Annotated in this window: 13 protein-coding genes; 6 read left to right on the plus strand and 7 right to left on the minus strand. The window is 67.8% G+C overall.

Features of this window, described 5'->3' with window-relative positions:
• Positions 1-18: 18 nt before the first annotated feature.
• Positions 19-1,473, plus strand: a complete 1,455-nt coding sequence (locus tag ACFQRE_RS18450; RefSeq protein WP_380125255.1) for a KamA family radical SAM protein — start codon at positions 19-21, stop codon at positions 1,471-1,473.
• Positions 1,474-1,510: 37 nt separating this feature from the next.
• Here the strand turns inward: ACFQRE_RS18450 and ACFQRE_RS18455 are convergent, their stop codons facing one another.
• Entirely contained in the window at positions 1,511-1,831 is a 321-nt protein-coding gene (locus ACFQRE_RS18455) for an ArsR/SmtB family transcription factor (protein ID WP_380125257.1), read from the minus strand.
• A 102-nt stretch (positions 1,832-1,933) separates the two neighbouring features.
• Between ACFQRE_RS18455 and ACFQRE_RS18460 the strand changes: the two genes are divergently transcribed.
• Positions 1,934-3,193, plus strand: a complete 1,260-nt coding sequence (locus tag ACFQRE_RS18460) for an MFS transporter (RefSeq protein WP_380125260.1) — start codon at positions 1,934-1,936, stop codon at positions 3,191-3,193.
• Between the two features lie 3 nt (positions 3,194-3,196).
• Here the strand turns inward: ACFQRE_RS18460 and ACFQRE_RS18465 are convergent, their stop codons facing one another.
• A complete protein-coding gene (locus tag ACFQRE_RS18465; protein ID WP_380125262.1) occupies positions 3,197-3,610 on the minus strand; it encodes a winged helix-turn-helix transcriptional regulator in 414 nt (137 codons plus the stop codon).
• A gap of 110 nt (positions 3,611-3,720) precedes the next feature.
• On the opposite strand from ACFQRE_RS18465, the gene ACFQRE_RS18470 reads away from it, so the two are divergent.
• Together ACFQRE_RS18470 and ybaK are read left to right on the plus strand one after the other, a co-directional pair.
• A complete protein-coding gene (locus tag ACFQRE_RS18470; protein WP_380125264.1) occupies positions 3,721-4,653 on the plus strand; it encodes an NADP-dependent oxidoreductase in 933 nt (310 codons plus the stop codon).
• Positions 4,654-4,697: 44 nt separating this feature from the next.
• Positions 4,698-5,192, plus strand: coding sequence for a Cys-tRNA(Pro) deacylase (ybaK, locus tag ACFQRE_RS18475; protein ID WP_380125266.1), 495 nt, complete (start codon positions 4,698-4,700; stop codon positions 5,190-5,192).
• Here the strand turns inward: ybaK and ACFQRE_RS18480 are convergent, their stop codons facing one another.
• Complete coding sequence (locus ACFQRE_RS18480; protein WP_380125268.1) at positions 5,193-5,612, minus strand: hypothetical protein; 420 nt, start codon at positions 5,610-5,612, stop codon at positions 5,193-5,195.
• Positions 5,613-5,672: 60 nt separating this feature from the next.
• Complete coding sequence (locus ACFQRE_RS18485; RefSeq protein ID WP_009774887.1) at positions 5,673-6,095, minus strand: Lrp/AsnC family transcriptional regulator; 423 nt, start codon at positions 6,093-6,095, stop codon at positions 5,673-5,675.
• Between the two features lie 38 nt (positions 6,096-6,133).
• On the opposite strand from ACFQRE_RS18485, the gene ACFQRE_RS18490 reads away from it, so the two are divergent.
• Positions 6,134-6,493 (plus strand): hypothetical protein, encoded by a 360-nt coding sequence (locus ACFQRE_RS18490; RefSeq protein ID WP_380125271.1) that lies wholly within the window; start codon positions 6,134-6,136, stop codon positions 6,491-6,493.
• Between the two features lie 29 nt (positions 6,494-6,522).
• Positions 6,523-7,515, plus strand: a complete 993-nt coding sequence (locus ACFQRE_RS18495) for a 5'-3' exonuclease (protein WP_380125273.1) — start codon at positions 6,523-6,525, stop codon at positions 7,513-7,515.
• A gap of 83 nt (positions 7,516-7,598) precedes the next feature.
• Here ACFQRE_RS18495 and ACFQRE_RS18500 read toward each other — a convergent pair whose 3' ends face one another.
• The 3 genes from ACFQRE_RS18500 to tatC are packed head-to-tail and all read right to left on the minus strand — an operon-like array spanning position 7,599 to position 12,215.
• Positions 7,599-10,466: a DEAD/DEAH box helicase gene (locus ACFQRE_RS18500; RefSeq protein ID WP_380125275.1), complete on the minus strand. Its 2,868-nt coding sequence runs from the start codon at positions 10,464-10,466 to the stop codon at positions 7,599-7,601.
• 10 nt (positions 10,467-10,476) lie between these two features.
• Positions 10,477-11,379 carry a diacylglycerol/lipid kinase family protein gene (locus tag ACFQRE_RS18505; RefSeq protein WP_380125277.1) on the minus strand — a complete coding sequence of 301 codons (903 nt, stop codon included), beginning with the start codon at positions 11,377-11,379 and terminating at the stop codon, positions 10,477-10,479.
• Positions 11,376-12,215, minus strand: coding sequence for a twin-arginine translocase subunit TatC (gene tatC / locus ACFQRE_RS18510; protein ID WP_380125279.1), 840 nt, complete (start codon positions 12,213-12,215; stop codon positions 11,376-11,378). Before tatC ends, ACFQRE_RS18505 begins: the two co-directional genes overlap by 4 nt.
• Positions 12,216-12,225 lie beyond the last annotated feature (10 nt).

Raw genomic sequence — 12,225 nt, forward strand, 5'->3', positions numbered from 1 at the left:
GTCCGTATCCTCGCATGCATGACGACAAACATCGAGCAGCCTTACGTCTACCGGCGTCGCGAGCTCGTCGAGCCCGACTGGACCCGTTTCCCCGGGTATCGCCAGGTCACGAAGGACGAATGGGCGAGCGCCCAGTGGCAGCGGGCGCACTGCGTCAAGAACGTTGCCCAGCTGCGCGAGCTCATGGGCGACCTCCTCACGGAGGAGTTCTACGCGGACCTTGAGCGCGACCAGGTCGAGCGGGCCACGATGTCGATGCTCGTCCCCCCGCAGATGATGAACACGATGGTCAGCGAGATGTCGTGGGCCGACGGCTCGATGCCGTCCGCTGGTGCCGCGTTCACGCAGGCGTTCCTCGCCGACCCGGTGCGTCGCTACATGCTTCCCGTCTTCAGCGACCGTCGCTCCGACTGGCCGTCACACCCCTTCGCCGCGCGTGACAGCCTCCACGAGCACGACATGTGGGCGGTCGAGGGCCTGACCCACCGCTACCCCACCAAGGTGCTCGCCGAGATGCTGCCCACGTGCCCGCAGTACTGCGGCCACTGCACGCGCATGGACCTCGTCGGCAACTCGACGGCCCAGATCGTCAAGCTCAAGCTCGCAGGCAAGCCGGTTGACCGCCACGCCGCGATGCTCGACTACCTGCAGCGGACCCCGCAGGTGCGCGACGTCGTTGTCTCCGGGGGCGACGTGGCCAACATGCCGTGGAAGAACCTCGAGGGCTTCCTCGACAAGCTCATGCGGATCGACAACATCAAGGACATCCGCCTCGCGACCAAGGCGCTCATGGGCCTGCCGCAGCACTGGCTGCAGCCGGACGTCGTCGAGGGCGTGGCGCGCGTTTCGGCGCTCGCCCGTTCCCGTGGGGTGTCGCTCGCGATCCACACCCACGTCAACCACGCGCAATCCGTCACTCCCCTGGTCGCTGACGCGTCCAAGGCGATGCTCGAGGCCGGCGTGCGCGACGTCCGCAACCAGGGCGTCCTCATGCGTGGAATCAATGACACGAGCAAGGACCTCCTCGACCTCTGCTTCGCCCTGCAGGACGAAGCCATGATCACGCCGTACTACTTCTACATGTGCGACATGATCCCGTTCTCGGAGCACTGGCGGCTTGCCCTGCACGAGGCGCAGCACCTGCAGCACACGATCATGGGCTACCTCCCCGGGTTCGCGACGCCGCGCATCGTCTGCGATGTCCCGTTCGTCGGCAAACGCTGGGTCCACCAGGTCGACACCTACGACCGGGACAAGGGCATGTCGTTCTGGCGCAAGAACTACCGCACCTCCATCGAGGGCGCGGACGAGCAGGCGCTGTCGCGCGAGTACGTGTACTACGACCCGATCTACACGCTGCCCGAGGTGGGTCAGCAGTGGTGGAACTCCAACACGGATGTCGAGCAGGTGCACGCCGCAGCGCTCGCGGGCGCCGGTGCGAGCCGCGAGGCCTCGGCCCGCGACCTGCTCTGATCAGCTGACATCAAAGGCCTGACCCTCCGCTTGAGGGTCAGGCCTTTGGTGCGTTCAGGACGCTGTCGAGCAACCCGGGAAAGGTCTCGTCGAGCTCCTCGCGGCGCAGTGACACCAGCCGCCCTCGGCCCTGAGGTTCGTTGCGAACGACGCCTGCTTCTCGCAGCACCTTCATCAGGTGCGACTTCGTCGACTTCGGCAGGGCCGGGTTGGTGGCGCCACACTGAGCCATTTCGAGCGGGCCGTCGGCGAGGTCACGGACGATCTGCAGGCGGCTGGGATCGCTCAACGCGAAGAGGACGTCCGTGAGGGCCACGTCCCCCATCGCGGGATGCGGCAGCACCTGGTTTGCGGGCATGGTTCGACAATAGTCGAACCAAATGCTGGACATCGGGAATGCCGGGCGCGAAACCACGGTTCGACAACATTCGAACCGTTGTTTCCGTCCGAGAGGCCCGTCATGAGCGCGACCAGCAGCATCCAGACCCGCGGTGAGGCGACCACCGAGCCGGCGGCGACGCACCCTGAGAGGGCGGGATCCCGCCGACTGGGCCGTGGCCCCGGCTTCGCTCTCGCGCTGACCTCGGTCGTTGCCCTGATGGTCGGTGCGAGCGCGCCGTCGCCTTTCTATCCGGTGTTGCAGGCCGAGCTCGGCTTCTCTGCGGGCACGATGACGACGATCTTCGGGGTCTACGCCCTGGCGTTGCTCGCCACCCTCCTTGTCACCGGGTCGCTTTCCGACCACATCGGCCGTCGACCGGTGCTCGCCGCCGGGTTCGTGGTTCTCGCAGCGAGCATGGTCGGCTTCTGGCACGCCGACAGCGTCACGACGCTCCTCATCTCCCGTGCAGTCCAGGGACTGGCAGCCGGCCTGCTCATGTCGACGATGACCGCAGCAGTGACCGACCTCGAACCGGCATCACGTCCGGGCCTGGCCGCGACGCTCAACAGCGTGACGCCTCTGTTCGGTCTCGCAGCGGGCGCCCTCATTGGCGGCCTGGTGCTTGACTCCTCCCCCGCTTCGGCGCTGACGATCGTGTTCGCCACCCTCACCGTGGTCTACCTCGTCATGGCTCTCGGCGCGCTCGCCCTGCCGGAGACCTCCCCGCGCCACGAGGGGTGGCGGCGATCGCTCCGACCGCGTGTGGGGATCCCCGCGCCCGCCCGTGCGGCCTTCCAGCGCAGCGCTCCGGCTCTCTTCGCCGGCTGGGCCACCGGCGGGCTCTACCTGTCCTTGGGCGCGCCGATCGTCGGCCAGCTCCTCGGCGGACGCAGCCACTTCGTCCAGGGATCTGTGGTCGCCGTGCTCACCGGAACGGGCGCGTTGAGCTCCTACCTCTTCCGCAACCGCACGCCCCGACAGATCACGATCTACGGCACGACGATGCTCGCTCTCGGGACCGCACTGACCCTGATCGCACTGCACGCCGAGTCGCTCACCGGGTTCCTGCTCGCGGCTGTCGTGGCCGGCTCTGGTTTCGGCACGTCGTTCCTCGGCATCATGCGGTCGATCTCGAACACGGTTGGTCCCGACCAACGTGGCGAGCTCTTCTCGAGCGTCTTCGTCGTCAGCTATCTCGCGTTCGGCCTGCCCGCCGTGGCAGCTGGATTCGCCGCCCCCCACTTGGGCCTCGAAACCACAGCCACGATCTACGGAGTCGTCGTCGTGGTGCTTTCCAGCGCGGCCGCCCTCACGCGGATCCTCACCACCAAGGCCTGACGGTCAACCGTTGGCGCTGGGCGCGGCGCGCTCAAATGTGTCACGCGCTCGGTCGACCTCGACCATGTGCAGTTCGGCCCACCGCTTGAGCGGCTTCAGGGTCTCCAACAGGCTGTCGCCGAGCGGCGTCAACTCATAGTCGACGCGCACAGGCACCATGGGGGTCACCGTCCGCGTGACCAGACCGTCGCGCTCGAGGCCGCGCAAGGTCTGGGTCAGCATCTTCTGGCTCACTCCAGCCACCCGTCTGCTGATCTCGGAGTACCTCTGGGGTCCGTCCGCGAGCGCTGTCAGGCTCAGCGTGACCCACTTGTCGGAGATGCGGTCGAGGAGCTGGCGGCTCGGACAGGCCGCGAGGAAGGCGTCGTACTCGACGCGTGCGAGCCGCCGGCGGTCTGCTGCTGTCAGGGTTGCCATCAAGGTTCCTCCGGTGAGTTACGCACCTTCAGGTGCCTACTTCCCAATGGGGAGTGCTTTGTTCAGGGTAGGGGGTGCAAGCACGTCGAGTCGACCCAGAAGAGGTATCCATGAAAGCGCTCGTCTCCCCCGCCCGTCATCAGGTCGGACTGATCGACCTTCCTGCCCCCCGACCCGAACCCGGTGAGGTCCGAGTGCGCGTCCTTGCGGCCAGTCTCAACCCGGTCGATGCCATGGTGCGCGACGGAATGTTCCACGACCTCGGCCACATCACCCACTCACAGCCGCTCGGACTGGGCTGGGACTTGGTCGGCGTCGTGGACGACGTCGGTGAGGAGGAGGTGGGCTGGGCACCGGGCAAGCGGGTGGCCGCCCTGCTCACCGGCCCGGACAAGCGGCTGGGTGCCCTCTCGGAGTTCGTCGTGGTACCGGCAAAGGATCTTGCTGCTGTCCCTGACGGGCTCGACCACGACGTCGCTGCGGCCGTGGGGATGAACGCCGTCACTGCCTCGCAGGCGCTGGACCATCTCGGGCCTGCAGACGGACGAGCCCTCCTCATCACCGGTGCAGCCGGTGGCGTGGGTGGGTATGCCGTCGAGCTTGCGGTGCTCGCCGGCTGGCAGGTCACGGGCCTGGCGCGTCTGCACGACCGCGAGTTCATCGAACGCCCCGGTGCTCGGCTCATCACGCGGCTGCCGGCCGACGAGGGCTTCGACGCGATCCTGGATGCTGCACCGCTTCAGCTCGATGACGACCTGTTCACCACTGGGCTGGCGCCCTCTCTGCGTGACGGTGGGACCCTGGTCAGCGTTCTGGGGGCGCTGCCCCTCCCGACGCTGCCCCTCGGTCGGTCAGCCACTGCCGTGTCGGTCACCAGTGACGCGTCGACACTCGAACGGCTTCTCACCCTGGCCGCAGAGGGCACGCTGACCCCGAGGGTTGCGGGAACGGTGCAGCTCACCGAGTTCGACAAGGCCTTCGTCGGCATGGGCTCGGGCGGACGTGGGCGCTGGGTCCTCCAGCCCAACGGCCCGACTGACTGAGGCGCGGTCGCTCTCGCGGCGAGCGGACCGCATACTCTCGCGTCATGGCACGCAAGGACCGCGGTGGTTCGGTGGGCACCCCGGCGACCGTCGCGCTGGCCAGGGCCGGGATTCCGTATGCCGTCCGCGCCTACGAGCACGACCCCGCGGCCGAGTCCTTCGGACTCGAAGCAGCGCGGGCGCTGGGCGTCGAACCGGCCAGAGTCTTCAAGACGCTCCTCGTCGACACCGGCACCGGGCTGGCCGTGGGTGTGGTGCCCGTGGATCGCACCCTGGACCTCAAGGCGATGGCCGGCGCGCTGGGTGTGAAGAAGGTTGCGATGGCCGATCCCGTTGCGGCAGAGCGCAGTTCGGGCTACGTCGTCGGTGGCATCTCCCCGATCGGACAGAAGCGAGCGCTGTCGACCGTGGTCGATGTGTCGGCGGCCGAGCACGAGACCGTCTTCGTCTCGGGCGGGCGGCGCGGACTCGATCTGGAACTCTCGCCAGCGGACCTCGTCAGCGTGACGGACGCCAGCACGGGACCGATCGCGCGATAGTCAGGACGCCATCCGAAGGTGGTCCGGTAGCTCGCGCACAAGATTGTCGGTCGCGACGTAGGCACCCAGGAGCTCGATGTCGAGCTCGCGACAGAGGTCCACCAGCACCTGGTGGCAGGCGCGGTCGGTGTCGGTGAACAACGCGGAGCCCGGCCGCCCGAGCGCCCCGATGATGGCTGGGGGCCTCGCCTCGGTCAGGAGCAGCCGGAGCGGCACGGCCAGGGCTGACGGGTCGGCCTCCCCCATCTCGGTGATGAGGACGGGCTGGACGATCCGGTGTTCGTCATCGAGCAGGACGACGGCGAAGCATCCGTCGACTCGGTCGAAGGCGCCCACGAAGAGGTCGACGACGTCGGCACGCAGCGTCGGGTCATCGAGTGAGAGGTCGCGCAGGTCCGGGGGCAGGTCGTCAAAGGTCATGCCGGGATCGTGCCGGAGATCGCGACAACGACCGCCGGCTTTTCCACAGGTCGGGCCGGGCTATTCCCAGGGAGTGGAGAGGACGACCGTCGTCTTCGTCGAGACATTGGCCGCGGCGCGAATGCGGGCCAGCAGCTCTTCGAGCTCGAGTGGCGTGGCAACGCGGACCTTGAGGATGTAGTTCATGTCACCTGCGACGGAGTGGCACTCCTCGATGGCGGGAATGTCGCGCAGGTGATCGGGGATGTCGTCCGGCGCTGCCGGGTCGAGCGGGGTGATCGAGATGAACGACGTGATGGCCACGCCGACAGCGGCGTGGTCGACCCGCGCGGTGTAGCCCTTGATGACGCCACGCTTCTCGAGCCGGCGAACGCGCTGGTGCACGGCCGAGGTCGACATGCCGAGTGCGCGTCCGAGGTCGGTGTAGCTCATGCGGCCGTCGGTCGAGAGCTGCTCCACGATCTTGCGGTCAAGGTCCTCCACGTCGCCAACAGTAGTCACACAAGGCACGATGCTCTGTCATGACCACAACACCCGAGACTCGTCGAGCCCCTCGTGGAGCCCTCATCGTCCTCATGGCCCTGGTGGGCCTGTGGGTGGCGTGGGGTCTGTGGTTCGCGTCGGCACCGGACACCAACCCGGGAGGGCAGTGCTCCGGCCTCGGCTTCGGGTGCACCCTCACCCCGCACGATTTCGCTGCTTTCGCGGGCGCGATCGTCGTCGCGCCACTGACGGTCGTCGTGATAGCGGTGACGCTCGTCGTGCGAGTCGTTCGGATCGGACGAGGTTCTCCCCGGACGATGTGGGACGTCCTGCTGGGTGTGCTGCTCCTCCTGGCGGGCGCGGTCTGGCTGATCGGCACCGTCGCTGGCTCGCTGTGAGTCGCAGCGCCCCAACTAGGCTGACCGCCATGACGTCGGAACGCCTGCTCCTGCTCGACTCGGCCTCGCTCTACTTCCGCGCGTTCTTCGGAGTGCCGGACCAGCGGGCCTCGACCGACGAGCCGCCGACCAACGCGCTACGTGGGTTCCTCGACATGATCGCGACGCTCGTCACCGCCCACAAGCCGACGCACCTCGTCGCATGCTGGGACAACGACTGGCGCCCCCAGTTCCGGGTCGACCTCATCCCGAGCTACAAGGCCCACCGCGTGGGTGAGCCCATCGGCTCGGCGCCGAACGCCTTCACCGCAGGCGTTCCTGACCAGACGCACCCAGCCTCTGCCGACACCGCCATCGAAGAGGTGCCCGACGACCTGTCGCCCCAAGTTCCGTTGATCGCAGACGCCTTGGCGGCGCTCGGTCTGGCGAGGCTCGGAGCCGACGGCTTCGAGGCCGACGACGTCATCGGCACCCTCGTCGAGCGGCACCGCGGAACGATGGCCATCGATGTCGTCACCGGAGATCGTGACCTGCTGCAGCTCATCGACGACGCCAACTCGGTACGCGTGCTCTACACCGGCAAAGGCGGTGTGAGAGAACCGGATCAGGGCACCCAGAGCTACCTGCAGGAGAAGTACTCCGTGCCCAACGGTGACGCCTACCTGGACATGTCGATCCTGCGCGGGGACACCAGCGACGGCCTTCCCGGAGTCAAGGGCATCGGTGACAAGACGGCGGCGCAGCTCATCACGGCATACGGATCCTTGGAAGAACTACGGAAGGCGGTCGCCGACGGGGATCCGGCCATCAAGGGTGCCCGCCGGACCAATCTCGAGGCCGCCGCGGCATACCTGGACGTCGCACCCCGCGTCGTGCGCGTTGCTCGCGACGCTCCGGTCGCCGACGTTGACATCGCGCTGCCGACCAAGGTGGCGGACGCGCGCCTGCTGAGTCTGCTGGCCTCGACCTATGGCGTCACGAACCCGATCAACCGAGTTCTCGGGGCGCTCCAGATCCCCTGAGAACCGTCTTCGTGCCCCTGACGGACACACGTCGCTGCGCTCCTCATGTCCGTCAGGGGCACGAAGACGGAAAGGGAGGCGGCTCAGTTGAGGCGGTCCGCAGCCACGACTCCGCGTCTGACTCCGTCGATGGCCTTGCGGGCGGTGCGTCGCAGTTCGGTGTCCGGTGCCGCATCGGCGATCTGACCGAGCAGGTCGACGATCTGCTTGCACCGACGGACGAAGTCGCCGGCCGCCATCTCCTGGCCGCGCAGCACCGCGTCCAGCCGCTCGCCGCTCGCCCAGCGGTGGACCATCCACGCCATGCCGCCGTCCGGGACAGCGGTGACTTCGAGGCCGTGGTCTCCCTCGAGGTCGTCGAGCTCGCTCCACCGTCGCTGCATCTCGGTGATGGCCGCGGCCACCTCGTCGTTGGGCATTCTGGGTGAGGGGTCTGCCTGCTCGTGGCGCGGCTCGTGGACGAGCGTGGACACACACGCCGCCAGGCCCGGCGCGTCGAGGCGCTTCCACACGTCGTGGCGCAGGCACTCGGCGGCGAGCAGGTCGCGCTCGGTGTAGAGGCGTCGCAGCCGCTCGCCCCGCTCGGTGACGACGTCGCCCTCGAGGTAGCCGAGCTGGGTCAGGAGGACGCAGATGCGATCGAAGGTGCGCGCGACCGAGTTGGTGCGGCCCTCGACCTTGCGCTTCAACCCGGACGTCTCGCGCTTGAGCCGGTGCCAACGTTCGGCCCACCGGGCGTGGTCCTCGCGCTCGGGGCACTGGTGACAGGGGTGCGCCTTGAGCTCGGCGCGCAGGTAGGCGATGCGGTCGTTCTCCTGCGCGGCGTCCTGCGCCACCTCCTTGGCCCTCATCGGCGGTGGGTCATGCGGCACGGCGATGCGCATCGTGGTCGCGAGGTCGCGACGCGACTTCGGCGACTTGGGGTTGAAGTTCTTGGGGACGACGATAGATGCCGCCGCAGAGACGGGCACCGGCACGTCGACGAGTGTGAGCCGACGGAACTGTCGATCCTCGGTGACGACACCCGGGCCACTGGGCGCACCCTTGCCGGTTCGGGCGGTTTGCACGACCACGGCCCAGCCGGAGCGACGACCGGCAGGCACCTTGATGATGTCGCCCATCCTGAGGTTCTCGAGGCTGACCGCAGCCTCTGCCTTGCGACCGGCCGAACGCTTGCGCACGCCATCCTTCTCGGCGTCGGCGATGGCCCGCCTCAGGTCGGCGTACTCGCGGAAGTCGCCAAGGTGGCAGTGCATCGACTCGGCGTAGCCCTCGAGGGCCTCGTCGTTGCGCCGGACCTTGGTCGCGAGGCCGACGACCGCACGGTCGGCCTGGAACTGCGCGAAGGACGTCTCCAGGATGTCGCGAGCCACCTGTCGACCGACCTGGGCGACGAGGTTGACCGCCATGTTGTAGGTCGGCTTGAAGCTCGACCGCAGCGGATAGGTGCGGGTCGAGGCCAGGCCCCCCACGGCAAGCGGGTCGAGGCCCCGGCTCCACTGCACGACGGCGTGGCCCTCGATGTCGATGCCGCGTCGGCCCGCGCGACCCGTGAGCTGGGTGTATTCGGCTGGCGTGATGTCCGCGTGGGTCTCGCCGTTGAATTTCACGAGCTTCTCGAGCACGACGGTGCGGGCCGGCATGTTGATGCCCAGGGCCAACGTCTCGGTGGCGAACACCGCGCGGATGCGTCCGGCAGTGAACAGCTCTTCGACGATCTCGCGGAACAACGGCAGCATGCCCGCGTGGTGACAGGCGAACCCGCGTGAGAGTGCCTCGACGAAGTCGTAGTAGCCCAGGATCCCGAGGTCCTCCTCGGCCAATGACCCCATGCGTTCCTCGACGTGCCGTCGGATCTGCTCACCCTCGCGCTGCGGGATGAGTCGGGTGTCGGACGACAGCAGCTGCCCCACGGCGCCCTCACACCCCATGCGACTGAAGATGAACGTGATGGCGGGCAACAGACCGTCTCGGTCGAGCTGGGCGATGACCTCGGCCCGCGTCGCTCCCCCACCCGGGCGAGCGCCCCGCGTGAAGCCACGATCCGCGCGCGCGGTTGGCCCACTGGAGACGGAGACCGTGCCACCCCGTCCGCGGCCGCCTCCGTGGTCGCGACTGTTCGCGCTCCCGCCGCTCCCGCCACTCCGTCCGCGGTCGCGGGGACGCTCGGGTCCACGACCCTTGTCGCGCGTGCTCCCCCGCACCCAGCCGTCGGCGCGTTGCTGCTCGGCGCCTCGGATGGCCTGGACGAGGTCGGGACTGACCCGGGCGCTCGCGCCGTCGGCGTCCGGCTCGGACGTCCCCTCGACGAAGAGGTCGAACATCGAGTTGCCGACGAGCATGTGCTGCCACAAGGGAACGGGCCGGTGCTCGGAGACGACGACGGCATGGTTGCCGCGGACCTCGGCGAGCCAGTCACCGAACTCCTCGGCGTTGCTCACGGTCGCCGACAGCGAGATGACCTGCACCGACTCGGGCAGGTGGATGATGACCTCTTCCCAGACCGCACCGCGGAACCGGTCGGCGAGGTAGTGCACCTCGTCCATGACGACGAAGCCGAGACCCCGCAAGGTGGCGCTGCCGGCATACACCATGTTGCGAAGCACCTCGGTGGTCATGACGACCACGGGAGCCTCGCCGTTGACCGACGAGTCACCGGTGAGCAGGCCGACCTTGTCGACGCCGTGGACGGCCACGAGGTCGTGGTACTTCTGGTTCGACAGGGCCTTGATCGGGGTGGTGTAGAACGCCTTGCGTCCCGTGGCCAGGGCCATGTGCACGGCGAACTCGCCGACGATGGTCTTGCCCGCTCCGGTGGGCGCCGCGACGAGCACCCCCTGACCGCGCTCGACCGCCTCGCACCCCTGCACCTGGAAGTCGTCCAGTGGGAAGTCCAGTGAGGCCACAAAAGAGGTCAGGTGTGAAGTGGACTCAATCAGTGGCCCGCTCATGCTGGTCAGGCTACGTCAGGATCGTGACGGCTCCCGGCACGACCTCGCACTCGAGCGGCAGCGGTGCGAAACGTTCCCCGTCGGCGTACGACACGATGCCCTTGGCCTCGAGCCGCACGTGGCGCCCGCGGATGATCTCGACCGACGGGTGACTGACGTGCTCGCCCTTGAAGACCTTGGGGAAGACGCGCAACAGGGTGGGGATCGAGACCTCGTGGAGGATGAGGACGTCCAGTTGCCCGTCGTCGAACTCGGCGCTGGGGACGACTTTCATACCCCCTCCGTATGCCGGTCCGTTGGCGACCGCGACGAGCATCGCCTTGGTCTCGTGGCGAACTCCGTCCACCTCCACGGCATACGGAATGGGTGTGAAGACACCGAGCTCGCGCAGAATCGCGAGGTTGTAGCGCATCTGCCCCTTGGGCCACAGCCAACCGTTGGCGCGCTCGTTGACGACTGCATCGAAGCCTGCGGCGAGCACGCCGACGAACCAACGCGCATCACCGTGGGGGGTGACGTGCCGGACAGCGTCGATCTGGCGACGGGCCCCGTGAGTGATGCGCTCCACGGACTTGGCCGCGTCACGCACCGGCAGGCCGAGTTCGCGCGCGGTGTCGTTGCCGGTGCCTGCGGCCACGATGCCAAGGGGGATGTCAGTGCCCGCGACGAGGTTGACGCCGAAGTGCACCATGCCGTCACCACCGGCAACCACGATGCAGTCGACGGTGCGATCCGCGATCGCCGTGCGCGCTCGCTCCATGGCGTGGGCACCATCCATGGCCGACAGGTCGACGACCTCGTGGCCCGCAGCCGTCAGCAGCGCCGCCGCTTCACGGCCGATCCGGGCGCCGGTGTTCCTGCCCGCCGTCGGGTTGATGATCAGGCCAAGGCGTTCGAGGCGCCTCTGGCTCACAGTGCTGAGGCCTCGTCGTCGGACGTCTCGAGCCAGTCGGGTCGGCTCTTCGCACGACGGCGGTCGATGAGCCGGGCGACTCCGTAGGCCAGGACGTACAGCAGCATGAGGGGGGCTGCGAGGAGGAACATCGTCATCGGGTCTGCCGTGGGCGTGGCCACCGCGGCGAAGACGAAGATCAGCACGACTGCCACGCGCCACCCGCGGATCATCTTCTGCGCCGAGAGGATGCCCACGGCGTTGAAGGCCACGAGGAAGACCGGGAAGAGGAACCCGCCTCCGAAGACGAGGATGAATCGGGTGACGAACGAGAAGTAGGCCGAGACCTGCTGGATGTTGGACGTCCCTGCCGGCGAGAAGCCGTAGAGCAGCTTGAGCGACTGCGGCAGGACGATGTAGCCCAACCAGCAGCCACCCAGGAAGAGCGGGACGGTCGCCGCGATGAACGCCAGCGAGATCCGCTTCTCCTTCTTCGTCAGCCCCGGAACGATGAAGGCCCACAACTGGTAGAGCCAGATGGGACTCGCGGCGATCACACCCACGAAGACGGACAAGGTGATGAGGTTGGAGAACGCGGAGGTGGCCTCACCGAAGTTGAGTTCGATGGTGCTCTGCGGGTTGGAGTTCTTGTAGTCGTTGAACGGGGCGGAGAGGAAGTTGAAGATCCGCTCGTAGTTCAGCCCTGCTGCGATCGACACCACGAGAACGGATCCAGCGGCGATGAAGATCCGTCGACGGAACTCGCGCAGGTGGTCGCCGAGCGACATCCTGCCTTCGGGGTCGCGCTCACGCCTCTTGGGCAGGTGAGGCCGACCGGGTCTCGCAACTCGGGGCATCGAAGAGAGA

This window comes from Knoellia pratensis, from assembly GCF_042666395.1.
Classification (GTDB): domain Bacteria; phylum Actinomycetota; class Actinomycetes; order Actinomycetales; family Dermatophilaceae; genus Knoellia; species Knoellia pratensis.